This is a genomic window from Marinobacter sediminum, from assembly GCF_016820575.1.
Taxonomy (GTDB): domain Bacteria; phylum Pseudomonadota; class Gammaproteobacteria; order Pseudomonadales; family Oleiphilaceae; genus Marinobacter; species Marinobacter sediminum.
Genome location: NZ_JAEMQH010000002.1, coordinates 1,279,646 through 1,304,421, shown reverse-complemented (window position 1 = coordinate 1,304,421; position 24,776 = coordinate 1,279,646). Strand labels below are relative to the sequence as shown.

The following is a 24,776-nucleotide window of genomic DNA, read 5'->3' as shown; positions in this document are numbered from 1 at the left end:
CTCCTGGTTTGGGAAATCCGGCGCAGCGGCGGTTTAATAACCTTTTGCCGAGGACGTACTTCGCCGCGGATCCGCGCCCCCGTATAGCGTTCCGTCCTCTCCCACCATAATACTCTGTATAGCGCCCATCGCCGAATTGGTCACCACAGTATGGCCGCGATCCTCAAGAAGCCTGATGGTGTCGCCGCTGATGCCCTGTTCAATCCGGAGTTCATCGGGCAGCCACTGGTGGTGGACCCGGGGCGCACTGACTGCGGTCTGGATGTTCATGTCGTGGTCGATCACATTCAAAATGACCTGAAGCGTGGTGGTGATTATGCGTGAACCACCCGGGCTTCCGGTTACCAGGAAGTTCTTGCCCTGCTTTTTCATAATGGTGGGCGACATGGAGCTGAGCATGCGCTTGCCGGGCTCCACCTTGTTGGCCTCACCGCCGATCAGGCCATAAGCGTTCGGCACGCCGGGTTTGGCGCTGAAATCGTCCATTTCATTGTTGAGCAGGAAGCCGGCGCCCTCAACGGTGATGCCGGAGCCGTAGCTGAAATTGATGGTGTAGGTGTTGGAGACGGCGTTGCCCCATTTATCAACGACGGAGAAGTGCGTGGTCTCGGGGCTCTCGTAGGCCGCAGGCTGCCCGGGCCCGATGTCGCTGGCGGGTCGAGCCTGCTCGGAACTGATATCTTTTCTGAGGGTCTCGGCGTAGGACTTGCTGGTAAGACCGGCCAATGGCACCTCGACGTAGTCGGTGTCCCCCAGGTACTGGGAGCGGTCAGCGTAAGCGAGTTTCATGGCTTCGGCCATCCAGTGAATGGTGTCGGCAGTGTTGTGGCCGGATTCCCGGATCGGGAAACCTTCCAGGATGTTGAGGATCTGGACGATGTGAGTGCCGCCAGAGGAGGGCGGTGACATGGAGTAGATATCGTAGCCGCGATAGGTGCCGTGCACCGGGCTGCGGACAACCGGCTCATAGGCGCTCAGATCCGCCTTGGTGATCAGGCCGCCGTGACGTTCCATTTCTTTGACAATCAGGTCGGCGGTTTTGCCCTGATAAAAGCCATCGACACCTTTTTCCGCGATGCGCTGGAGTGTATTGGCCAGTTTCGGTTGGCGAAATGTCTCGCCTGGCTGGTAGGCGCTGCCGTCGCGTTTGTAGAAGGTTGAACGTGTGGCCGGCCAGCGTTCAAGGCGGGGTCGGGCCTGTTCCAGGCCATCGGTAAAGCGCTGGGGTACCGTGAAGCCGTCCCGAGCCAGTTTGATCGCCGGTGCCAGGGCCTGTTTCAGGGATAGAGTACCGTGGCGCTCCAGGGCCATGGCCAACCCGGCGACGGTGCCCGGGACACCCGCTGCCAGATGGGTGAACCGGCTTCGATTCTGCACGACGTCACCGTTGTCATCCTGGAACATGGTTTCGTTGGCGGCGGCTGGCGCCTTTTCCCGGAAGTCGATGGCTTCCGGTGCGCTGTGATCGCCCTTGGCGATGAGCATGAATCCACCGCCACCAATGTTGCCGGAGCGGGGCTGGGTGACGGCCAGGGCAAAACCCGCGGTGACCGCCGCATCAATGGCATTGCCGCCTTCTTTTAATACCTGCAGAGCTACGTCGGTGGCGAGGGTGTGACTGGTGGACACCATGCCCTGAGTGGCAACGGCGGGGTGGAAACGTTCGCCTTCCAGAATGGCCTGCCCGGAGACTGGACTGGCAATGAATAAGGTCAGGGTCAGGGCGATGGCGCTGAGGCTCTCTGACCGCCTCTTGAGGCGGGTTCCTTTGATTTGCCGCTGTGGGGCCTTGTCCATGATTCTGTTCCTCGTTTCTGGCGTTCAGATAGGCTATGATAGCCGGTCATTTTCATCGGTGCGTAACGTCAACCTGTCGATTGTTCCGCCAGTGGTTCCCCGGCGCACCTGCTTTCCCGGATTTCAGTTAAGGAAAGGCTTTCCATGGAGCATACCTATCGTCTTGTGATTTCCTGCCCGGATCGGGTCGGAATTGTCGCTAAGGTGAGTAATTTTCTGTCCACGTACAACGGCTGGATTACCGAGGCGAGCCATCACTCGGACACCCAGAGCGGCCGGTTCTTCATGCGGCACGAAATCAAGGCCAGCTCGATTCCCTTTGGCCTTGACCAGTTCCGGGCGGCGTTTGAGCCGATTGCCCGTGAGTTTGAGATGGACTGGCACATTGCCGACTCGGCCCAGCCTAAGAAGGTCATTCTGATGTGCAGCAAGGAGTCACACTGCGTGGCGGACCTGTTGCACCGCTGGCACAGCAAGGAGCTGAATGCCGAGATCGCCGCGGTGATTTCCAACCACGACGACCTTCGCCGCATGGTGGAGTGGCACGAAATTCCCTATCACCATGTTCCGGTGAGCAAGGACAACAAGGCCGAGGCCTTCGCTCACATCGAAGAGCTGTTCCAGCAGTACGATGTGGATGTGGTTGTGCTGGCCCGCTACATGCAGATTTTGCCTGCCGAGTTGTGCCGCAAGTACTCGGGCAAGGTGATCAACATCCACCACAGCTTCCTGCCGTCGTTTGCCGGTGCGCGTCCATACCACCAGGCCTATAGCCGGGGTGTGAAGCTGATTGGTGCGACCTGCCATTACGTCACCGAGGATCTGGACGAAGGTCCGATCATCGAGCAGGACGTTATTCGCATAACACACCGCGACTCCATCGACGACATGGTGCGCCTGGGCAAGGATGTGGAAAAGAACGTGTTGGCCCGAGGCCTTCGCTCCCACATCGAAGACCAGGTGATTACCTACGAAAACAAGACCGTGGTGTTTGATTAAGCCTGTCTCACAGTTGCCCCGGTAACGGTGTGATTGTGGTAGACTCGGCGGCTTATTACAGAATAACTAGGGGGCCCGGAAACGGCTCCGACACGACTTCCAGATAACGCAAAGGAACCTTTCTCGATGGGTGAGTTAGCCAAAGAGATCCTGCCGGTAAATATAGAAGACGAGTTAAAACAGTCCTACCTCGATTACGCCATGAGCGTCATCGTCGGCCGTGCGCTGCCGGATGTGCGGGACGGCCTCAAGCCGGTACATCGCCGCGTTTTGTTCGCCATGTCTGAACTGAACAATGACTGGAACAAGGCGTACAAGAAGTCGGCCCGTGTGGTCGGTGACGTTATCGGTAAATATCACCCGCACGGCGACTCTGCGGTCTACGACACCATCGTACGCATGGCCCAGCCGTTCTCCCTGCGTTACCCGCTGGTTGATGGCCAGGGTAACTTCGGTTCGATCGATGGCGATAACGCGGCTGCCATGCGTTACACCGAAATCCGCATGGAAAAGATCGCCCACTCCCTGCTGGCGGATCTGGAGAAGGAAACGGTTGATTTCGTCGACAACTACGACGGCACCGAGCGCATTCCTGAAGTACTGCCCACCCGGGTTCCCAACCTGCTGGTTAACGGCTCTTCCGGCATCGCCGTTGGTATGGCCACCAACATTCCGCCCCACAATCTGACGGAAGTGGTAAACGGCTGTCTGGAACTGATCAACAATCCGGACCTCACCGTTGACGAGCTGATGGAATTTATCCCCGGGCCGGATTTCCCGACTCAGGGCATCATCAATGGCCGGGCGGGTATTGTTGAGGCTTATCGAACAGGTCGCGGCCGGATCTACATTCGCGCCCGTCACGAAATCGAGCACGACAAGAAAACCAACCGCGACGCCATCATCATTACCGAGCTGCCGTACCAGCTGAACAAGGCACGGCTGATCGAGAAGATTGCGGAGCTGGTAAAAGAGAAGCGCCTGGAAGGCATTTCCGAGCTGCGGGACGAGTCCAACAAGGAAGGTATCCGTGTTGTGATCGAGCTGCGCCGGGGTGAAAACCCGGACGTTATCATTAACAACCTGTTTGCCCAGACCCAGCTGGAAACGGTCTTCGGCATCAACATGGTTGCCCTGATCAACGGCGAGCCCAAGACCCTGAATCTGAAGCAGATGCTGGATGCGTTCATCCGTCATCGCCGGGAAGTGGTCACCCGCCGGACCATCTTCGAACTGCGCAAGGCCCGTGAGCGTGGTCATATCCTTGAAGGCCTGACTGTTGCGCTGGCCAACATCGATGAAATCATTGAGCTGATCAAGGCCTCGCCGTCCGCGGCGGAAGCCAAGGAAAAGCTGATGGATAAGGGCTGGTCGCCCGGTGATGTTCTGGCCATGCTGGAACGCGCCGGCGAAGACGCCTGTCGTCCGGACGATCTGCCCGAGATCTACGGCCTGCGTGAAGGCCTGTACCACCTGTCACCCGAGCAGGCCCAGGCGATTCTGGATCTGCGTCTGCACCGCCTGACCGGTCTTGAGACCGAAAAGCTGCAGAACGAGTACAAGGAAATCCTGGAGAAGATTGCTGATCTGCTCGACATCCTGGGCGATCCGGAGCGTCTGATGCAGGTGATTCGTGATGAGCTGCAGGAAATCGTGAACGACTACGGTGACGAGCGCCTGACCGAGATCACCAGCTCCCGTCGTGACCTGACCATTGCCGATTTGATTGACGAAGAAGACCTGGTGGTAACCATCTCCCACAGTGGTTATGCCAAGACCCAGGCGGTCGAGGATTACCAGGCTCAGCGTCGCGGTGGTCGAGGCAAGGCAGCAACGTTCATGAAGGACGAAGACTTTGTTGAGAAGCTGCTGGTCGCAAACTCTCACGACACCATTTTGTGTTTCTCCAACCGCGGCAAGGTTTATTGGCTGCGAGTCTTTGAGATTCCCCGTGCCAGCCGTGCCCACCGTGGTCGTCCGATGGTAAATATCCTGCCGCTGGACGAAGGGGAGCGTATTACTACCTTCCTGCCGGTGCGCGATTATCCGGAAGACCAGTTTGTGCTGATGGCGACTTACGCCGGCGTCGTTAAGAAGACTCCGCTGCCGAACTTCTCCCGTCCGCGCAGCAGCGGCTTGATTGCGCTGTCACTGGACGAAGGCGATACCCTGATTGGTGCAGCCATCACCAAAGGCGACGCCGAAGTCATGCTGTTCTCCACCGCTGGTAAAGCAGTGCGCTTCAATGAAGAAGCTGTTCGCCCGATGAGTCGGACCGCTCGTGGTGTGCGCGGCATCAAGATGCCAGAAGGGCACCACGTGGTTTCCCTGATTATTCCTCAGGAAGATGGCGTGATCCTCACTGCCAGCGAAAACGGCTACGGCAAGCGCACAGCCATTGATGAATTCCCGACTTACGGCCGAGGCAGCCAGGGCGTTATTGCCATGCAGTGCTCCGAGCGTAACGGGAACCTGGTAACGGCCCTGCAGCTGTTCGACGGCGATGAAATGATGCTGATCTCCGATAAGGGCACGCTGGTGCGGACCCGTACGGACGAAGTTTCCGTGCTGAGCCGGAACACCCAGGGTGTGCGTCTGATCAAGCTGAGCCAGGAAGACGAGCGCCTGGTAGGCGTGGAGCGGATTGCCGAAGCCGATGACGCTGGCCTTGATGGTGAAGAGCTTGACGGTGAAGCACCTGAGGGCGAAGCGCTGGACGGTGCAGAGTCCAATGGTGAAGCCGGTGATGCGGCGGGTGAAAGCAGCACCGAGGAAGGTGCCGGCGAAGACTAAGCCGGCACTGCCAACAGACCGAATCAGTATGACTTGAGAGATCACGGAACATGAGTAGGGCGTATAACTTTTGTGCAGGCCCGGCAACCTTGCCGGAAGCAGTGCTGCAGCAGGCACGCGAGGAAATGCTGGACTGGCGCGGCACTGGCATGTCCGTGATGGAGATGAGCCATCGCAGCGACGAGTTTGTACAGATTGCTGAGACTGCCGAGCGAGATCTTCGTGAATTAGCCGGTATATCAGATGATTACGCGGTACTCTTCATGCAGGGTGGAGCTTCCAGTCAGTTCGCCACCATCCCCCTCAATCTCCTCGGAGAAGGTGGGACTGCGGATTACGTGAACACCGGAATCTGGTCCAAAAAGGCGATCGCCGAGGCCAAGCGGTACGGCAACATCAATGTGGTGGCCAGTGCCGAGGATTCCGGATTCAGCTCGATTCCGGATGTTTCAGGTTGGCAGACCAGCGCCGATGCGTCGTATCTCCACTACACGCCGAATGAAACCATTGGCGGCCTGGAATTCGACTTTATTCCAGACAGCGGTTCCGTGCCGCTGGTAGCGGATATGTCCTCAACCATGCTGTCCCGGCCAATGGATTTTTCCAAGTTTGGTCTGATTTACGCCGGCGCCCAGAAAAACATCGGGCCGTCCGGTCTGGTGGTGGTGATCATTCGGAAAGACCTTCTGGGCAAAGCCCGTAGGGAAACTCCGACGATGATGAACTACCAGGTCATCGCCGATAACGATTCCATGTACAACACGCCGGCTACCTATTCCTGGTACCTGGCAGGGTTGGTGTTCCAGTGGATGAAGGCTCAGGGTGGGGTAGAGGCCATGGGGGCGATCAATGCCCGCAAGGCCAAAAAACTCTACGATTTCATCGACACTAACGATTTTTACGCCAATCCGATCGATCCTCGTTTCCGGTCCTGGATGAACGTGCCGTTCACCCTGGCGGACGATGCTCTCAATGCTGACTTCCTTCGCGGTGCTGATGTCCGAGGTTTGCTTAACCTCAAGGGGCACCGCTCCGTGGGTGGCATGCGTGCGAGCATCTACAACGCCATGCCGGAGGCCGGTGTCGATGCGTTGGTGCAGTACATGGCTGAATTCGCGAAGGAGCGTGGTTAATCATGAGTGACGAGCAGATTCGTCTGGCTGAACTCCGGGACGAGATTGATAGCCTTGATCAGCAGATCATGGATCTGATCAGTGCCCGCGCTCGCTGTGCCCAGGAAGTGGCGCACGTGAAGATGGATTCAAATCCGGACCAGGACGTGTTCTTCTATCGTCCGGAGCGGGAAGCCCAGGTGCTGCGCCGTATCAAGGAGCAGAATCCCGGGCCATTATCGGGCGAGGAAATGGCGCGACTGTTCCGCGAGATCATGTCGGCCTGTCTGGCATTGGAAAAACCAATGCACATTGCCTTCCTGGGGCCGGTAGGAACGTTCACCCAGGCGGCTGCTCTGAAGCACTTTGGGCATTCAGTGGTCAGTGTACCGTTGCCCGCCATTGATGCAGTGTTCCGGGAAGTGGAGTCGGGTGCGGCTCATTACGGCGTGGTGCCGGTGGAAAACTCCACCGAAGGCATGATCAACCACACGCTGGATATGTTCATGTCGTCACCGCTGAAGATTTGCGGCGAAGTCCAGCTGCGGATTCACCACCACTTGCTGGTGTCGCCCAAGCACGAAGACCAGGACATCACCCGGATCTACTCTCATCAGCAGTCTTTTGCCCAGTGCCGCCAGTGGCTGGATACCCATCGCTACGGTATTGAGCGCATCACCGTGTCCAGCAACGCCGAGGCGGCGCGCCGGGCAGCGGAAGAGCCTGGTGCCGCGGCAATCGCCGGCGACATGGCCGCCGAACTTTACGGCTTGAAAAAACTGGCGAACAGCATTGAAGATCGCCCGGACAACACCACCCGGTTCCTGATTATTGGTCGGGAAGAAGTGCCGGCCAGTGGCCACGACAAGTCTTCCATCCTGGTTTCCATGCGCAACAAGCCGGGCGCCCTGTACCAGTTGCTGGAACCCTTCCATCAGCACGGTATCAGCCTGACTCGCATTGAAACGCGGCCGTCGCCCAGTGGTACCTGGGCCTATGTGTTCTATATCGATTTCGAAGGCCATATGGAAGACGACCAGGTGAGTAAGCTACTGGCCCAGGTGGACGAGGAAGCAGTTGAGCTGAAACGTCTGGGTTCCTATCCGATTGGTGTTCTCTAGCATTGCGATGTTAAGGGCAGGAACAAGTTACGGAGTGAGTGATAGCGATGGCAGTTGATTACCAGAGTCTGGCAGTAACCGGGGTTCAGGCGCTGTCTCCCTATCAGCCGGGCAAGCCAATTGACGAGCTGGCCCGCGAGTTGGGTTTGAATCCGGCCGATATTGTTAAGCTGGCCAGCAATGAAAACCCGCTCGGCCCCAGTGACGTTGCCCTGAAGGCAGCCCAGAAGGCGCTGTCAGAGCTGTGTCTGTATCCGGATGGCAACGGCTTTGATCTGAAGCAGGCATTGGCGAATCGATTTGGCGTCAACATGGATCAGATCACTCTGGGTAATGGCTCCAACGATGTCCTTGAGGTTATTGCTCGCTGTTTCGCCGATCGAGATGCCGAAGTTATCTTCTCGCAGTATGCGTTTGCGGTTTACCCGCTGGTGACCCAGGCCATTGGTGCCAAAGGGGTCTCGGTACCTGCCCGAGACTGGGGCCATGATCTCGACGCCATGGCGGCGGCCGTTACCGACCGTACCCGCCTGATCTTCGTCGCTAACCCGAATAATCCCACCGGCACTGTCCACGGCGCTGGGGTGATAGAAGCTTTCCTCGAAAAAATACCGGCCGATGTGCTGGTTGTGCTGGACGAAGCCTACTGCGAATACTTGCAGGGCGATGAGTTTCCGGATGGGGTGAAACTGCTGGCACGGTTCCCGAACCTGATTGTCTGCAGAACCTTTTCCAAAGCCTGGGGCCTTGCGGCACTCAGGGTGGGCTACAGCATCAGCTCGGCAGCCATTGCCGATATTCTCAACCGTGTGCGCCAGCCCTTTAACGTTGACACTGTGGCGCTGGCGGCCGCAACTGCCGTGCTGGCAGATGAAAGCTATCTGGAGCGTTCCCGTGAGGTGAATACGGCCGGCCTGCGCCAGCTTGAGCAGGCCTTCGACCGTCTCGGGCTTGAGTATATACCCTCTGCCGCCAATTTCGTCGCAGTTGATGTGGGCGACAGGGCGCAGGACATCTATCAGGCCTTGCTCGCCAAGGGCGTGATTGTACGCCCGGTAGGCGGTTACGGCATGCCTCGCCACCTGCGGGTGTCAGTTGGTCTGGCGGAAGAGAATCAGCAATTTATTGAGGCGCTCGAACAGTCTTTGTCATCTGGGTCGTCATCAGAGTCGCTGTCTGAGAGGGAAGCCTGAGGTGTCGGGTCAGCAAGCTCTGTTCAAGCGTGTTGCGATTATCGGCTTGGGCCTGATTGGCGGTTCGCTGGCCAGCGCATTGAGGCGCAATGGCCTGGCCGACGTGGTGGTCGGAGCGGACAAACGCGCCGAAGAGCTGGCGCTGGGCGTTGAGCTGGGCGTTATTGATCAGGCGGCCAAGTCTATTGAAGAGGCGGTCACCGGCAGTGATCTGGTGGTTCTGGCGGTGCCGGTTCGGGCAACCCGGGCGGTGCTGGCAGAAATTAAACCTTGGCTGGGTGAGTCGGCAGTACTGACTGATGTTGGTAGCACCAAGTCCAGCTTTGTGGCCGACGTTGAAGCGGTGTTTGGCAGTTTGTCCCCGCAGGTAATTCCCGGTCATCCGATTGCGGGCTCTGAGAAGAGCGGTATTCGGGCTGCCAATCCCGACCTGTTTGCCCGCCATAAAGTCATTCTGACGCCGGCCGACGACGCCAATCCCGAGGCCCTGGCGAACCTCAAGCGGTTATGGGAAGGCTGCGACGCCACCGTATTGACGATGTCGGTGGCGTATCACGATGAGGTGCTTGCGGCCACCAGCCATCTCCCGCACCTGATCGCCTTTTCGCTGGTGGATACCCTGGCTGGCGAAGACGAGAATATGGACATCTTCCGGTACGCCGCGGGCGGGTTTCGCGACTTCACCCGAATCGCAGCCAGCGATCCGGTAATGTGGCATGACATTTTTCTTTCCAACCGTGACGCGGTGCTGCGCGTGATTGACCATTTCACTCATGATCTGGATCAGTTGCGCGATGCGATTGCCAAACAGGACAGCGCCATGCTGCTCCGGGTTTTCAGTCGCGCCAAAGCGGCGCGGGAACATTTTTCAAAAATGCTTTCAGGGCAGGCTTACGTGACAAAAAACAGTGAGAATCAGGTAACGTTCCGTCTTAAGCCCGGCGGCGCGATCGCCGGTGATATCCGGGTTCCGGGCGATAAATCCATGTCCCACCGGTCGATCATGCTGGGTGCGCTGGCTAACGGCATCACCGAGGTAAAGGGATTCCTCGAGGGCGAGGATAGCCTGGCAACGCTTCAGGCGTTTCGGGATATGGGTGTAACCATTGAAGGGCCGGATGACGGCTTTGTCCGTATTCACGGCGTCGGCGTCAACGGTTTGCAGGCACCGCGGGGCCCGTTGTACCTGGGCAACTCCGGGACAGCCATGCGTCTGTTCGCTGGTTTGCTGGCGGCGCAGCCATTCGATTCTGAGTTGACGGGCGATGCTAGCCTGACCAAGCGGCCAATGGGTCGTGTAGCCGATCCGCTGCGGGCCATGGGAGCAGTGATTGAGACCGCCGAGGGCGGGCGTCCGCCGATGAAGATCCGTGGCGGCCAGCACCTGACCGGTATCCATTATGAAATGCCCGTGGCCAGTGCCCAGGTTAAATCCTGCCTGTTACTGGCCGGTCTCTATGCCGAGGGCAGCACCTCGGTGACAGAGCCTGCGCCAACCCGGGACCACACTGAGCGCATGCTGGCCGGATTCGGCTATCACGTGCATCGCGATGGTGCCACCGCCAGTGTCAGCGGCGGCGGGGAGCTCGTTGCCAACGATATTGATGTGCCTGCAGATATTTCTTCCGCTGCCTTTTTTCTGGTGGCTGCCAGCATTGCCCCGAACTCAGATTTGGTGCTTCGCCACGTCGGCATGAACCCGACCCGTGTTGGTGTCATCAACATCCTGCGCCAGATGGGCGCGAATATCGAAGTGCTCGATGAGCGTGAGATCGGCGGTGAGCCAGTGGCCGACCTTCGGGTTCGTTCCGCAGAACTGTCCGGTATCGACATTCCGGAAGACCAGGTGCCCCTGGCTATCGACGAATTCCCGGTGCTGTTCATTGCTGCCACCTGTGCCAAGGGGCGAACCGTGCTGCGTGGCGCCGAAGAGCTTCGTGTGAAGGAGAGTGACCGGATTCAGGTAATGGCTGATGGTCTGGCGAATCTGGGTGTCGAAACCACGGTAACGCCGGACGGCATCATCATCGATGGTGGGCAAACCATTTCCGGTGGTCAGGTCGACAGCGAAGGCGATCACCGCATTGCGATGGCGTTTGCCGTCGCCTCCTTGCGGGCAACGGGTGACATTGAAGTGACTGATTGCGCTAATGTGGCAACATCGTTCCCCGGTTTCGTCGAGTTGGCCCAAAGCACCGGAATCCGCATCACTGCGGAGGGAGCTGAGTAATGACGGATAACCTGCCGACGGTAATCACGGTCGACGGCCCCGGTGGGTCGGGCAAGGGCACGGTCACCCAGATGCTGGCCAAGAAACTGGGCTTTCATCTGCTCGACAGCGGCGCACTCTATCGCTTGACCGCACTGGCGGCGGTGCGTCAGGGTGTGTCTCTCGAAGATGAGGCGACCCTGGTGGGCGTGGCAGCGTCTTTGGATGTGGCATTTGAGCCGACGCCCCCGGGTGAACCGGCGAAGGTCATTCTGGCTGGAGAGGATGTCACCTCAGAGATACGCACCGAGACCTGCGGCGATAACGCGTCGCGGGTTGCAGTCATGCAGCCGGTTCGCGATGCGCTGTTGCAGCGTCAGCGGGATTTCCGAAAGGCGCCGGGCCTGGTGGCCGACGGTCGTGATATGGGCACTGTGGTATTCCCCGATGCTCCGGTTAAGATCTTCCTGACCGCCAGTGCCGAGGAACGGGCTCGCAGAAGATTCAGCCAGTTGAAGGATGTAGGCGTCGATGTTAACATTGATGCCCTTTTAGAAGAGATACGGGTTCGCGATGAGCGGGACATGAACCGTTCTGCAGCCCCTCTCAAGCCTGCGGATGATGCGCAAGTCATTGATTCTACAGGGTTGAGTATTGAAGAGGTGTTAGGCAGGTGTATGGCCGCAGCGGGTCAGGCCTGACTGCACCTTTTCGTCGTTGAAATGCCGGATGTGGCGTTATCGGCCAGCCACTGGCTTCATCCGGACATGACTAACAGACCGTGTTGCTGGTAGCACGGAGTAAACTTGCGTTGATCACATAGGACACATAATGAGCGAGAGCTTTGCGGATCTTTTTGAAGAAAGCCTAAAAGAAATTGACATGCAACCGGGTTCCATCGTCCAGGGAACCGTAGTTGACGTCGACAGCGACTGGGTCACCGTTAACGCCGGACTGAAGTCCGAAGGCGTTATCCCCGCCTCCCAGTTTCTTAACGAAAAAGGCGAGTTGGAAGTTGCGATTGGCGACGTTGTAGATGTCGCTCTCGATGCTGTCGAAGATGGTTTCGGGGAAACCCGTCTGTCTCGCGAGAAAGCCAAGCGCGCAGAAGCCTGGAAGGTACTTGAGAAGTCCTTCGAAGCGGAAGAGGTTGTTAAGGGTATTATCAACGGTAAGGTCAAGGGTGGTTTCACCGTCGATCTGGCCGGTATCCGCGCCTTCCTGCCTGGCTCTCTGGTAGATGTTCGTCCGGTTCGCGACACCGCGCACCTGGAGAACAAAGAGCTCGAGTTCAAGGTTATCAAGCTGGACCAGAAGCGTAACAACGTGGTTGTTTCCCGCCGCGCGGTTCTGGAAGCTGAAAACAGCGCTGAGCGTGAAGCTCTGCTGGAAACCCTGACCGAGGGTATGGAAATTAAGGGTATCGTCAAGAACCTGACCGACTACGGCGCGTTCGTAGATCTGGGCGGTGTTGACGGCCTGCTGCACATCACCGATATGGCCTGGAAGCGCATCAAACATCCGAGCGAAATCGTGAATGTGGGCGATGAGATCAGCGTTAAGGTTCTGAAGTTCGACCGTGAGCGTAACCGTGTATCCCTCGGCCTGAAGCAGCTGGGTGAAGATCCCTGGGTTGATATCAAGGGTCGTTACCCGGAAAACAGCCGGGTCAAGGCACGTGTTACCAACCTGACCGACTACGGCTGCTTTGCTGAGCTGGAAGAAGGTGTTGAAGGTCTGGTTCACGTATCCGAAATGGATTGGACCAACAAGAACATCCATCCGTCCAAAGTCGTTCAGGTTGGCGACGAAGTGGAAGTGATGATTCTGGACATCGACGAAGAGCGTCGTCGTATCTCCCTGGGTATCAAGCAGTGTGTATCCAACCCGTGGGAAGATTTCTCCAGCAACTTCAACAAGGGCGACCGCATCTCCGGTAAGATCAAGTCTATTACTGACTTCGGTATCTTCATCGGTCTGGACGGTGGCATCGATGGTCTGGTTCACCTGTCTGACATCAGCTGGAACGAGACTGGCGAAGAAGCAGTTCGTGAATACAAGAAGGGTGACGAAGTTGAAACCGTTATCCTGTCTGTTGATCCTGAGCGTGAGCGTATCTCCCTCGGCATCAAGCAGCTTGAAAGCGATCCGTTCGCCGAGTTTGTACAGCTGAACGACAAGGGCTCTATCGTTAAGGGTACCGTCTCTGCTGTAGACGCGAAGGCCGCGACCATCGCTCTGAATGACGAAGTGGAAGCTGTCCTGAAGGCCTCTGAGATCAGCCGTGACCGTGTTGAAGATGCACGCAACGCGCTGAAAGAAGGCGAGGAAGTTGAAGCGAAGATCATCAGCATCGATCGCAAGAACCGCATCATCAACCTGTCTGTGAAGTCCAAAGACGTTGAAGATGACAAGCAAGCGGTTGAAGGCATGCGTGCCAAGACAGCTGAAACTTCTGGTGCGACCACCATCGGTGATCTCATCAAGGAGCAGATGCAGCAGCAAAACGCCAACAAAGACTGATAATCTCGGTTGGTAAGAAAAAAACGGGCTCTAAGAGCCCGTTTTTTTTGTGTTTTTTTTTGGTTTGGCTAAACTAGGAGTCATGAGAGTCCGGTATCCGGCGGACACATAATAAAGAAAGAGGGAAACGCCTCATGACGAAGTCCGAACTGGTCGAGCTGATTGCGTCCAAGCAAAGTCAGCTTTCCGTTAAAGACGTCGAGTTGGCTGTAAAAACCATTATTGAGCACATGTCCCAGTCGCTCGCCGATGGCCAGAGAATTGAAATTCGAGGGTTTGGCAGTTTTTCGCTGCATCACAGGGCTGCACGCACTGGTCGCAATCCGAAAACCGGCGAAGCCGTGCAACTGCCCGCCAAATTCGTGCCGCACTTCAAGCCTGGCAAGGAATTGCGGGAACAGGTTAATGACAGCCTGAAAAAAGGCTTCTGACGCAGCATCAGGGAACTTGTATAATCCGGGCTTCTTTAAAGTCCGTTTGGGAGCGTTATTGCTATGGCAGGATTGCAGAAAATCTTTATTATTCTGTTAGTACTGGTGCTCATCCTGCTGGCACTCGTGTTCTCTCTCAACAATCAGATGGCGGTATCGCTCAACTTCCTGTTGTTCGAAACCCAGCCCCACGGCGTCGCCGTCTGGATTATCATGTCTTTTATCATTGGCGCGCTTGTGGGCGTGTTGATGACCATGCTGGCCACCGTTCGTAACTCGGTGTCCCGGCGAACCCTCGAGAAGCGACTTAATCGTGCCGAGCAGGCATTGGAGAAATCCAGGGCCCAGACCGACCGGACTCTTTAATGGATATAGTGCTTCAGTGGCTGCTGCTGACGATAGCGGTTGCGGCCGGCTGGTTTGCAGGCCGGCTTGGCAAAAGCCGTCGCAGGTCCAGCACCCCGATCGCTGATGAAGAGTCGGTGCGCGACCGACTCCAGTTCCTTTTTACCAATTACTCCGATCAAGCCGTCGAGAACTTCGTACAGTCCCTGGCCGTGAACAAAGAGACGGTCAGCCTGCATTTATCCATTGGCAGTCATTTCCGCCTCAAGGGCGAGACTGAGCGCGCCATTCTCATTCATCAGAATCTGCTGGCGCGCCCTGAATTACCTACCCGCTTTTCTCCCCAGGTTACCCTCGAGCTTGCCAAGGATTATCTCAAGGCGGGTCTGCTGGACAGGGCCGAGGCACTGCTGCAGGAGCTGATGGGCGATCGCGATTACGGTCGCGGGTCGTCGCAGCAACTGATCGAGCTGTACCAGCAGGAAAAAGAGTGGGGCAAGGCCGCCGACGTGGCGCGGGCGCTCACCAAGGGGGACGCCGATCCGGCCATGTTCAAGGTGCTGGCTTACATTACCTGTGAGCTGGCCGAGCAGGCGTTGCGTGAGGATGACCGCTGGGGCGCCCAAAAGCTCTGCAAACAGGCGTTGGATTATGACCAGTCCTGCGTTCGCGCCACGCTGATTCTGATGAAGTTGCAGATTCGCCAGGGTAGTTTCCGGGAAGCCGCGAATCAGAGCTTGAAGGTGTTCGATCAGAATCCAGAATTTGGTCCCGAGGCTGTGGATCGGTTGATGAAGCTGGAGCAGGAGCACGGCGATGTTGGGCGGCTGGGCAAAAAGCTGCGGAAGCTTTACGAGAGCTACCCCAGTACCAGTCTCTTGTTGGCGCTAGTGGAGTCCGTTGAGCGATCCTCCGGGCGCCTTGCCGCCATCGAGCTCCTGCGCAAGGAGCTTGAAGTGCGCCCTAGCGTTCGGGGCCTGTTGCGGCTGGTTGAGATGGCCGGGTATGAGAAGGGCATGACTACTGATGAGGGGCGTTTGGTAAGCCGCATCGGTCACCTGATTCTCGTGAACCGACCCATATACCGTTGTGCCAACTGCGGCTTCTCCGGCCAGCAATTGCACTGGCTCTGCCCCAGCTGCAAGCAGTGGGAGACCATTCGCCCGATTCAGGGTGTAGAGGCCGAATAATTCTTTAAAGCATTCTGTAGGGTTTATAACGTGCAAAACCAAAACGATCCGAAGATCATTGTCGCCCTGGATTTTCCATCTGAGAAACCGGCTGTAGAGCTGGTAGAGCAACTGGATCCGGCCAAGTGTCGGCTCAAGGTAGGCAAGGAGTTGTTCACCCGCAGTGGTCCGCAGCTGGTAGATCGCCTGCAGAAGCGCGGTTTCGATGTGTTCCTGGATCTGAAGTTTCACGACATCCCGAACACAACCTCGGCCGCCGTGGCAGTGGCTGCAGATCTGGGTGTTTGGATGGTCAACGTTCACGCCTCAGGTGGTGAGAAGATGATGACCGCCTGCCGGGAGCGGCTGGAATCTTACGGTGCCAGCCGCCCGTTGCTGATCGCAGTCACTGTGCTGACCAGTATGTCTGCGGATGATCTGACCGGAATCGGTATCACTGACTCGCCCGAAGTCCAGGTTTCGCGCCTGGCGACCCTCACCAAAAACTGCGGCCTCGACGGCGTCGTCTGCTCCGCCCAGGAAGCCCCCAAGCTCAAAGCCGAGCAGGGCGCCGACTTCCAGCTGATCACCCCCGGAATCCGCCCGTTGACCGCCGACAAAGGTGATCAGCAGCGCATCATGACGCCCACGGACGCTTTGAAAGCCGGTTCCGACTACCTCGTGATTGGGCGCCCGATTACTCGGGCTTCTGATCCTCTGGCTGCTCTAGAGGCGATTCATGCTGAGGTGATTGGTCTCTAGCTCTGATTCTTTGTTTTCGTTCCTGCCCCAGCCTTCTTGATTCGGAGGTTGGTGGTGTGGGAACGCCCTCCCAAAAACCGCTACAAGCACGTCCGTGTGCGCTTGTTTCCGGCCGTCCATGGCCTCCAACATTTTTGGGAGGGCGTTCCCACACCACCTTTTCGAATTTGGGAGGAATAGTCGCGCTCCAAACCGTCTGAGTCGGCTTTTCTCTGAAAGGAGTTTGGCCTGCCATAGCCGTTTCCTAAGAGAGGTGTATAACGTGTCGCTTGCTGTTCTTCGCTGGGTTTGAGTTGATCAGGTTTATGAGGTTGGAGGTCTTTGAAGCGTTAGCTATATCTGTAAATTAAGATAGGGCGCGGCCGCACCTACTTCTCAAAAATGTTGGAGGCCATGGACGGCCGGAAACAAGCGCACACGGACGTGCTCGTAGCGGTTTTTGAGAAGTAGGTGTGGCCGTGGCCAAACACCAAATCTCGCAGGCTAGGAGCAGAGTTCGGCCTCACAAAACGGCAAACGTTAGGAGAAAAAGCAGGCAATAAAAAACCCGCTAACTCAGAGAATTAGCGGGCTTTTCGAATAGTGGCTCCCCGAGCTGGGCTCGAACCAGCGACAAACGGATTAACAGTCCGTTGCTCTACCAACTGAGCTATCGGGGAACGTCGTCGTGTGACGAGGCGCGTATATTAGTGTGGCTATACGCCCTCGTCAACCCCTCGCCATATTTTTTTAGCCAAGGGCCTTTTGCAGACGTTCAATGGCCTGCTTGAGGTTGTCCATGCTGGTGGCAAAGCTCAGTCGCATGTGGCCCGGAACACCAAAGGCAGAGCCCGGAACCAGGGCAACACCGGCTTCAGTCAGCAGCTTCTCGGCAAACTCGACGTCTGTGTTGGCGTCCTTGTCGGCTTCGATTGCGGCGTGAAAGCTCGGGAATACGTAGAAGGTGCCGTCACCATGCAAGCAATCCACACCGGGCAGGCCGTTCAGGGCCTCTACGAGCCAGTCGTGACGCTCCTTGAACGCGCTGACCATCTCGCCAACGCAGTCCTGTGAGCCATCAAGAGCCGCCTGGGCAGCAGCCTGGGACACCGACGACGGGTTGGACGTGCTCTGGGACTGGATCTTCTTCATGGCGCCAATGATCTTGGCGGGGCCAGCGGCATAGCCGATGCGCCAGCCAGTCATGGAGTAGGCCTTGGAAACACCGTTCAGAACGAAGGTGCGGTCGTACAGCTCCGGCGTCGCGTTCAGGATGTTGCAGAACGGCTTGCCGGTCCAGAGGATGGGCTCGTACATGTCGTCGGTGGCGATCATGATGTTCGGGTGCTTCTTCAGCACTTCGCCAATCGCCTGCAACTCTTCCAGGGTATAAGCCATACCGCTTGGGTTGGACGGGCTGTTGATTACGAACAGACGAGTCCGCTCGGTAATGGCGTTTTCCAGTTGTTCCGGCGTGATCTTGAAGCGAGTATCAGCACCCGTTTCGAGAATCACTGGTTTGCCTTCGGCGACCAGAACCATGTCCGGGTAGGACACCCAATAGGGCGCCGGAATAATGGCTTCGTCACCGGGGTTCAGAGTGGCAAGTGCGAGGTTGAAAAAGCTCTGTTTGCCTCCACTGCTTACCAAGATCTGGTTGGCTTCGTAATCCAGGCCGTTGTCCCGTTTGTACTTCGCGATAATCGCTTTTTTCAGGGCCGGCGTACCATCCACAGCCGTGTACTTTGTCTGGCCGTTGTTGATGGCTTCAATGGCTGCCTGTTTGATGTGATCCGGGGTGTCGAAGTCGGGCTCGCCAGCTCCAAGGCCAATGATGTCCTGGCCGGCTGCGCGGAGTTCAGCGGCTTTGTTGGTGACTGCGAGGGTGGGAGAGGGCTTGATAGCCTGTACTCGGCTGGAAAGTTGAAGGTCCAAACTTGCGCTCCTTAAAGCTGCGTCTGATAGGGCTCTGCGACGGGCGGAAATACGCACAATGACTTATTTTCTGCCGGCCGTCGATTGCTCCGATGGTATCATGAAGCCGGCATAACGCTAAATTTCTGGACAGTGGGGCTTTTCGTGGCCCTGTCCGTCAAAAACCGGAGGTTGTCCGCCTATTATGGCCAAGAATGAGCCGAGTACCGCAAACGAGGGGAAGTTCAGGGTTGATTCACCCTTCGAGCCCGCCGGTGATCAGCCGAAGGCCATCGAAGGTCTGGTGGATGGCATCCATTCCGGCCTGGCACACCAGACCCTGTTGGGCGTGACGGGCTCCGGCAAGACTTTCACCGTTGCCAAGGTGATCGAGGAGATTCAGCGGCCCACCATCATCATGGCCCATAACAAGACGCTGGCCGCGCAGCTGTACGGTGAGTTCCGCGAGTTCTTCCCGGAGAACTCAGTGGAGTATTTCGTTTCCTACTACGACTACTACCAGCCGGAAGCCTACGTACCGTCGTCCGACACGTTCATCGAGAAAGATGCGTCGATCAACGAGCACATTGAGCAGATGCGCCTGTCAGCCACCAAGGCTTTGCTGGAGCGGCCCGACGCAATCATCGTGGCCACGGTATCGTCCATCTACGGTTTGGGCGACCCGCAGTCCTATCTGAAAATGATGCTGCACCTGGATCGGGGTGATCAGATTGACCAGCGCTTTATCCTGCGCCGTCTGGCCGAGCTGCAGTACACCCGGAATGACATCGAATTCCATCGCGCCAATTATCGGGTTCGCGGTGACGTCATCGATGTGTTCCCGGCCGAATCCGAGAAAGAAGCCATCCGCATTGAGCTGTTCGATGACGAGGTAGAAAACCTTAGCTATTTCGATCCGCTCACCGGTGAGGTGCTGCGCCGAGTGCCTCGGGTGACGATCTACCCCAAGTCCCACTATGTCACTCCGCGTCAGACCGTGCTCGATGCGGTGGAACACATTCGCGTAGAACTGGATGAGCGTCTGAAGCAGCTGCGTGACAACAACCGGCTGGTGGAAGCGCAACGGTTGGAGGAGCGCACCCGGTACGACATCGAAATGATGATGGAGTTGGGTTATTGCAACGGCATCGAGAACTACTCGCGCTACCTGTCGGGCCGTCGTCCAGGCGAGGCGCCACCGACCCTGTTCGACTACATCCCGGCCAATGCGCTGCTGGTGGTGGATGAGTCCCACGTAACCATTCCCCAGATTGGCGCCATGTACAAAGGCGACCGGTCCCGTAAGGAGACCCTGGTGGAATACGGTTTCCGGTTGCCATCGGCACTGGATAACCGACCCATGAAATTTGACGAATGGGAGCGTATCGCGCCCCAGATGATTTTTGTGTCGGCGACTCCGTCCACCTACGAAGCCGAGCATGCTGGGCAGATTGTGGAGCAGGTGGTCAGGCCCACCGGCTTGCTGGATCCCGAAATTGAAGTCCGCCCTGCATCAACCCAGGTGGATGATCTGTTGTCCGAGATTCACGCCCGAGTGGCGATCAAGGAACGGGTGCTGGTGACCACCCTGACCAAGCGCATGGCCGAAGATCTCACCGACTTCCTGATGGAGCACGATATCAAAGTGCGCTACCTGCACTCCGACATCGATACTGTAGAGCGCGTGGAAATTATCCGCGATCTGCGCCGCGGTGAGTTCGACGTACTGGTCGGGATCAACCTGCTGCGGGAAGGCTTGGATATGCCCGAGGTGTCGCTGGTGGCCATACTGGACGCCGATAAGGAGGGCTTCCTGCGCTCGGAGCGCTCGCTGATTCAGACCATCGGCCGGGCCGCGCGGAATGTAAACGGCCGGGCGATCCTCTATGGTGATCGGATTACTGGCTCGATGCAGAAAGCGATTGATGAAACGGCTCGCCGGCGAGCCAAACAGGCCGAACACAACGAAGAACACGGCATTACGCCGCAGGGTCTTAATAAGAAGATTGCCGACATCATGGAGGGTGCCGGCGGCGGCGGTCGTGGTCGCCGCAAGGCTGAGCGTCCGGGGCAGAAGGCGGCCGAAGAAGCCGAGAAGTATCGGGCCAAGACCGGCAACAAGTCGCCTGAAGAGGTGCTTAAGGAAGTTTCTCGCCTTGAGGATGAGATGTACAAGGCAGCCACGGATCTAGATTTCGAGACCGCGGCGCGGCTCCGGGATGAGATCTCGGAGCTTAAAGAAGCTGCCTTGCGGACCGGTTGATCAGGGCTTTCGCTTAGGGCCGACGATGACGGCGGCCTGGAGCGGTTGCAGACTGCCGTAGCGCGACATCTTGTCGAATATCCGGCGGTCGATGGGCAGATATTGCTTGTCGGCCACGGTCTCACCGGCCTCCACGTCGATTTCCGGATCGTGCAGGTAGACGAACTGATCATCGATGGCACACACGGTTACCCAGTGCGGCACCCGGCTGCGGTTCAGTTGCCAGGTGCTGATCAGGATGACCGGGATGCGCCCTTGGTGCAGTGCGCGCTCCATTCCTTCAAGTGTTAGCGGGTCGTGCCGCAGTTCGATCTCGGTCTGGCCGATGTCGTGCAGAAAACCCTCGTGCACCAACTCCAGAACCCGTTTCTTGTCTTCGTTCCGCACTGTGTCCTTGAACAGGGCGCCCTCTTTGCTGATCCATGCGCTGGCATGAAAGCCACGGTTCCAGGCGGACAGCGCCAGACCATGGGGGCCACAGCCTCCGTGGCCCGCAAGCATGAAGATGGTGGTGGCCTCACGCCAGAGCTTTAATTCCTCAAGAGTGCTGACGGCCTGGCCCTCGTCAAGCGCTGCCATGGCCATGATCAAAGCTGCCGGACCACAGGAAAATTCCGTGGTTTGAGGGTAGTAGGGTACGTCTGGGAAATTCCCGGAGGGTTCGTAAAACAGAATGCGTCGTTCAAAGCGCAGAGCGTTACCGTGATCCTCGTAATAGTCACGGTATGTGCCAAACTGGCGGTAGCCCAGGCGCTCGTAGAGACCGATGGCAGACTGGTTGTCCTCACGAACTTCCAGGCGCATCACAATACGGCCGGCTTCGACCGCTTCCTGTTCCGCTGCCCGAATCAGTTTTTCCCCGGCACCGCGACCCCGGGCTGAAGGGGCAACGGCAATGGAATAAATGCGGGCCAACCGGGTGGCCGCATTCATCAGTACCAGGGCATAGCCCACGAGCTCTCCGGCCAGAGTCGCGACAATCAGACGGTCTCGGGGCACCTCGAGAAAACGGCGAAAACTGCGCCGGGAAATCCTGTCTTCATCGAAGCACAGGTTTTCGAGACGGACGAGCGCATCCAGGTCGGCAGTCGTAGCCTGTCGGAGCAGGAGGTCGGTCATGGTGATGGAGCCTTGGCGAGTGACGGGTCGGGGCATGCAGGGAGCTTCCCTTACCTGGGTATTATGAGAGAGAGTGTGCTACTGGAACATAGCTCAAGTATGCGTAAAAGCACGCATTATTCGAAGATTGTGCGGGTACCCGTCCAGGGGTATTGTTGCGCAAATTAGTCAGGGCTCAACCTTCAGGGAGGATTGCCCCAGATGTCTCGATTGTTGATTGTGGTGGACCGCGCGAAAGACTGGTCTCCGTATTACCCCAGTGAAGACGTACTGACGTTTGACCAGTACCTGCAATTTACAACACCGGCCAACGGCCGGGTGCGGGTGATCAACCTTTGCCAGAGCGCCAAGTACCTCAGTCGCGGCTATTACTGCTCCCTGTTGGCGGAGGCCCGTGGTCATCACGTGGTGCCCTCAGTGATGACGCTGAACGACCTGAGCCGCAAGGGCCTGTTCTCACTTGAGCTGGAAGAGCTGGATAGCAGCGTTTTGGAGTGGCTGGAAGCGTCAGGCTCGGCCATCGATCCGTCCAAAGATGCGCGTCATGCCACTCACGAAGTGCGTATCCGGACCTATTTTGGTCAGGTCGAACATCCGGAGCTGAAGCCGGTGGCGAGAGCGCTGTTCGAGCGTTTCCCCTGTCCGATTCTTGAGGTGGTGTTCAAGCGACGCAAAGGCTGGCAGATTGAATCCATGAAGCCGGCATCTCCGGCCGATCTGGAAGAACGCGAGCAGGATGTGTTTGCCGCCGCCCTGGACCGGTTCAGCAGTATGATTTGGCGCAAGCCACGGGCCCGCCGCCGCTATCGCTTTGATCTGGCGGTGCTGGTCAATCCGGACGAGGAAATGCCGCCCAGTGACAAGGTGGCCCTGACACGATTCGAGAAAGCCGGCCGCAAGCTGGGTATCAACGTTGAGCAGATAACCCGGCGCGATTACATGCGACTGCCGGAATACGACGGCCTGTTTATCCGGGAAACCACCGCCATCGACCATCACACCTATCGGTTTGCCCGCAAGGCCGAAGCCGAAGGAATGGTGGTGATTGATGATCCGGTGTCCATCCTGCGCTGCACCAACAAGGTCTTCCTGGCTGACTTGTTGAAGAACAACAAGGTGCCTACGCCCAAGACCCTGATCCTGTCGAAGGACCAGAAGCAAGCTGTGGAGCAGGTGATGGATGAGCTGGGCTTCCCGGTGGTCATCAAGATACCGGACGGCGCCTTTTCCCGGGGTGTGACCAAGGCTGAAGACGAGGAATCACTGCGTGCGGGCCTGAAGGAGCTGTTCAAGCAGTCGGCTCTGGTGCTGGCCCAGGAATACCTGTACACCGATTACGACTGGCGTATCGGAGTCCTCGGTGGCCGTGCCATCTATGCGTGCAAGTACATGATGGTGAAGGGGCATTGGCAGATTTATCAGCACGGCGAATCGACCAGCGAAAGTGGTGACTTTGAGACCATGCCCACCTACGAGGTGCCGCGTAATGTGATCCAGGCAGCCTTGAGCGCGACCAAGCTGATTGGTAATGGGCTCTACGGTGTTGATATCAAGCAGTCGGGCAATCGCGTGGCAGTCATTGAGGTCAACGATAACCCCAGCATCGACGCCGGGGTAGAGGATCGGTTCCTGGGGGGCGAACTCTATACCCTGATCATGCAGGAGTTCCTGTCCCGGATGGAGGCCAACCGGCGCCGGTAAATCTCAGGGGCCACTGACCCACACCCGAACACTGCCAAGCCAGCTGTAGTCCGCCAACTCACCCCGAATTCGTTCGGCGGTGAGTATGTCGCTGCCTGCCGAGGTGTCAAAGAACAGTTCCAGGTGCACCTTGTTTTTCAGGTAGTGCAGCCGGAGCCGGGTGTTTGACGGTAAATCCCCAACGTGATCAACCAGTACCCTGTGAATTTCATCCCGGTGGGGCAAACGCTCGGACGTGGGTGAGTGGTCTTCATCGTTCTCGGCATCGATGTGGAAGTTGATGTCACGGATGTTGTCGAGTGCGTGCCGCATGCCACTGACAACCTGCATGCCGATCTGGTGGCCCTCGGAAACACTGATGTCGGGCCGGACCAGGAGGTGGATGTCCAGCAGGATGTCGTGGCCCATACGCCGGCTCCGCAGCTCGTGTACATTGCGCACGCCATCGGTCTGTCGGGCAATGTCCTTTAGCATTTCGGTATCGGCAGGAGACAGGCCGGTATCGACCAACTCTTTCACGCTGTCCCAGGAAAATTTCCAGCCTATGTGAATAATGATGCCAGCAATGACGACCGCCGCCAGCACGTCCAGCCAGAGAAAGCCTGCCATCGCCCCTGTGGTTGAAATCAATACGACAACAGACGAAAAAGCATCCGAACGACTGTGCCAGGCGTTGGCAAGGATAAGGTCGGAGCGAATGGCCAGGCCAACGCGGCGAGTGTAGTGGTAGATCCACTCTTTGCTGGCGACCGATACAGCCGCTGCCAACAGCACCGGCCATCCGGGAACAATGTCTGCTTTACCCTCGATCAGTCGTAAGGTATTTTCCCACGCCAGCGCTGCACCCACTGCAATCAAGATGCTGCCCAGAACCAGGGTGCCGAAGGTTTCGATCCGTTGATGGCCGTAGGGATGCTCCTGATCGGGTTCTTTTCGGGACACCCGCATGACTCCGAGCACTACCAGATCGGAGGCAACGTCAGTAAAGGAGTGAATGCCGTCAACAACCAGGGCCTGGGAATGAAAAAGAGCACCTGCAATGACTTTAATGAGACCGAGTATCACATCCAGAATCATGCCGATGATGGTGACCCGGGATGCCGCCTTTTTTTCACCGGACAGGTTTTGGCGATGCTTTTGAGCGGGTGAAGCGGGCTCGTTCATGAAGGGCTCCGGAATCATGGGGAGTGCCTAATTATAACGTTATTCCCCGTCAAGGGCTGAATCGCTTTTTCAGGCCCATTTTGACTTTTTTATGCACAGTGTTGCGAAGTTGTGACCAGCTAACATTTTGTTCATGTTTACTCAACACCTTATAAAAATATTTATAACTCACTGAAAACAAA

The 24,776-nt window shown here is 57.3% G+C and carries 18 protein-coding genes and 1 tRNA gene; 14 read left to right on the top strand and 5 right to left on the bottom strand.

Annotated features, from left to right (window positions below):
- Nucleotides 1-33: 33 nt before the first annotated feature.
- A complete protein-coding gene (gene ggt / locus FGO67_RS12675; protein WP_203301011.1) occupies nucleotides 34-1,797 on the bottom strand; it encodes a gamma-glutamyltransferase in 1,764 nt (587 codons plus the stop codon).
- 144 nt (nucleotides 1,798-1,941) lie between these two features.
- On the opposite strand from ggt, the gene purU reads away from it, so the two are divergent.
- The 12 genes from purU (at nucleotide 1,942) to pyrF (ending at nucleotide 16,454) form a co-directional block, all read left to right on the top strand.
- Nucleotides 1,942-2,796 carry a formyltetrahydrofolate deformylase gene (gene purU, locus FGO67_RS12670; protein ID WP_203301010.1) on the top strand — a complete coding sequence of 285 codons (855 nt, stop codon included), beginning with the start codon at nucleotides 1,942-1,944 and terminating at the stop codon, nucleotides 2,794-2,796.
- A 126-nt stretch (nucleotides 2,797-2,922) separates the two neighbouring features.
- Nucleotides 2,923-5,589: a DNA gyrase subunit A gene (gene gyrA / locus FGO67_RS12665; protein WP_203301009.1), complete on the top strand. Its 2,667-nt coding sequence runs from the start codon at nucleotides 2,923-2,925 to the stop codon at nucleotides 5,587-5,589.
- Between the two features lie 50 nt (nucleotides 5,590-5,639).
- Nucleotides 5,640-6,722 carry a 3-phosphoserine/phosphohydroxythreonine transaminase gene (serC, locus tag FGO67_RS12660; RefSeq protein WP_203301008.1) on the top strand — a complete coding sequence of 361 codons (1,083 nt, stop codon included), beginning with the start codon at nucleotides 5,640-5,642 and terminating at the stop codon, nucleotides 6,720-6,722.
- A 2-nt stretch (nucleotides 6,723-6,724) separates the two neighbouring features.
- Nucleotides 6,725-7,822 (top strand): prephenate dehydratase, encoded by a 1,098-nt coding sequence (gene pheA, locus FGO67_RS12655; RefSeq protein WP_041338924.1) that lies wholly within the window; start codon nucleotides 6,725-6,727, stop codon nucleotides 7,820-7,822.
- Nucleotides 7,823-7,869: 47 nt separating this feature from the next.
- The gene (gene hisC / locus FGO67_RS12650) at nucleotides 7,870-9,015 is read left to right on the top strand and encodes a histidinol-phosphate transaminase (protein ID WP_203301007.1); all 1,146 of its coding nucleotides are present in this window, start codon (nucleotides 7,870-7,872) and stop codon (nucleotides 9,013-9,015) included.
- A 1-nt stretch (nucleotide 9,016) separates the two neighbouring features.
- On the top strand, nucleotides 9,017-11,245 hold the full coding sequence (locus FGO67_RS12645) for a bifunctional prephenate dehydrogenase/3-phosphoshikimate 1-carboxyvinyltransferase (protein ID WP_203301006.1): 2,229 nt from the start codon (nucleotides 9,017-9,019) through the stop codon (nucleotides 11,243-11,245).
- A complete protein-coding gene (cmk, locus tag FGO67_RS12640) occupies nucleotides 11,245-11,925 on the top strand; it encodes a (d)CMP kinase (protein WP_203301005.1) in 681 nt (226 codons plus the stop codon). The genes FGO67_RS12645 and cmk overlap by 1 nt, the downstream gene beginning before the upstream one ends.
- 130 nt (nucleotides 11,926-12,055) lie before the next feature.
- A complete protein-coding gene (gene rpsA / locus FGO67_RS12635; protein ID WP_041338919.1) occupies nucleotides 12,056-13,747 on the top strand; it encodes a 30S ribosomal protein S1 in 1,692 nt (563 codons plus the stop codon).
- A 134-nt stretch (nucleotides 13,748-13,881) separates the two neighbouring features.
- On the top strand, nucleotides 13,882-14,178 hold the full coding sequence (locus FGO67_RS12630) for an integration host factor subunit beta (RefSeq protein WP_041338916.1): 297 nt from the start codon (nucleotides 13,882-13,884) through the stop codon (nucleotides 14,176-14,178).
- A gap of 63 nt (nucleotides 14,179-14,241) precedes the next feature.
- Nucleotides 14,242-14,544, top strand: coding sequence for a LapA family protein (locus tag FGO67_RS12625; RefSeq protein ID WP_138441062.1), 303 nt, complete (start codon nucleotides 14,242-14,244; stop codon nucleotides 14,542-14,544).
- A complete protein-coding gene (gene lapB, locus FGO67_RS12620; protein ID WP_203301004.1) occupies nucleotides 14,544-15,713 on the top strand; it encodes a lipopolysaccharide assembly protein LapB in 1,170 nt (389 codons plus the stop codon). The genes FGO67_RS12625 and lapB overlap by 1 nt, the downstream gene beginning before the upstream one ends.
- A gap of 30 nt (nucleotides 15,714-15,743) precedes the next feature.
- On the top strand, nucleotides 15,744-16,454 hold the full coding sequence (pyrF, locus tag FGO67_RS12615; RefSeq protein WP_203301003.1) for an orotidine-5'-phosphate decarboxylase: 711 nt from the start codon (nucleotides 15,744-15,746) through the stop codon (nucleotides 16,452-16,454).
- Between the two features lie 583 nt (nucleotides 16,455-17,037).
- Here the strand turns inward: pyrF and FGO67_RS12610 are convergent.
- Together FGO67_RS12610 and FGO67_RS12605 are read right to left on the bottom strand one after the other, a co-directional pair.
- Nucleotides 17,038-17,113 (bottom strand) — tRNA-Asn (locus FGO67_RS12610).
- Nucleotides 17,114-17,183: 70 nt separating this feature from the next.
- Nucleotides 17,184-18,368 (bottom strand): pyridoxal phosphate-dependent aminotransferase, encoded by a 1,185-nt coding sequence (locus FGO67_RS12605; RefSeq protein WP_203301002.1) that lies wholly within the window; start codon nucleotides 18,366-18,368, stop codon nucleotides 17,184-17,186.
- A 184-nt stretch (nucleotides 18,369-18,552) separates the two neighbouring features.
- On the opposite strand from FGO67_RS12605, the gene uvrB reads away from it, so the two are divergent.
- The gene (gene uvrB / locus FGO67_RS12600) at nucleotides 18,553-20,610 is read left to right on the top strand and encodes an excinuclease ABC subunit UvrB (RefSeq protein WP_203301001.1); all 2,058 of its coding nucleotides are present in this window, start codon (nucleotides 18,553-18,555) and stop codon (nucleotides 20,608-20,610) included.
- On the opposite strand, the gene FGO67_RS12595 is transcribed toward uvrB, so the two are convergent.
- Nucleotides 20,611-21,729: a GNAT family N-acetyltransferase/peptidase C39 family protein gene (locus FGO67_RS12595; protein WP_203301212.1), complete on the bottom strand. Its 1,119-nt coding sequence runs from the start codon at nucleotides 21,727-21,729 to the stop codon at nucleotides 20,611-20,613.
- 201 nt (nucleotides 21,730-21,930) lie between these two features.
- Here FGO67_RS12595 and FGO67_RS12590 point away from each other — a divergent pair, with 201 nt between their 5' ends.
- Complete coding sequence (locus FGO67_RS12590; protein ID WP_203301000.1) at nucleotides 21,931-23,430, top strand: RimK family protein; 1,500 nt, start codon at nucleotides 21,931-21,933, stop codon at nucleotides 23,428-23,430.
- A 3-nt stretch (nucleotides 23,431-23,433) separates the two neighbouring features.
- On the opposite strand, the gene FGO67_RS12585 is transcribed toward FGO67_RS12590, so the two are convergent.
- Nucleotides 23,434-24,594: a cation diffusion facilitator family transporter gene (locus FGO67_RS12585; protein ID WP_203300999.1), complete on the bottom strand. Its 1,161-nt coding sequence runs from the start codon at nucleotides 24,592-24,594 to the stop codon at nucleotides 23,434-23,436.
- Nucleotides 24,595-24,776: the final 182 nt, after the last annotated feature.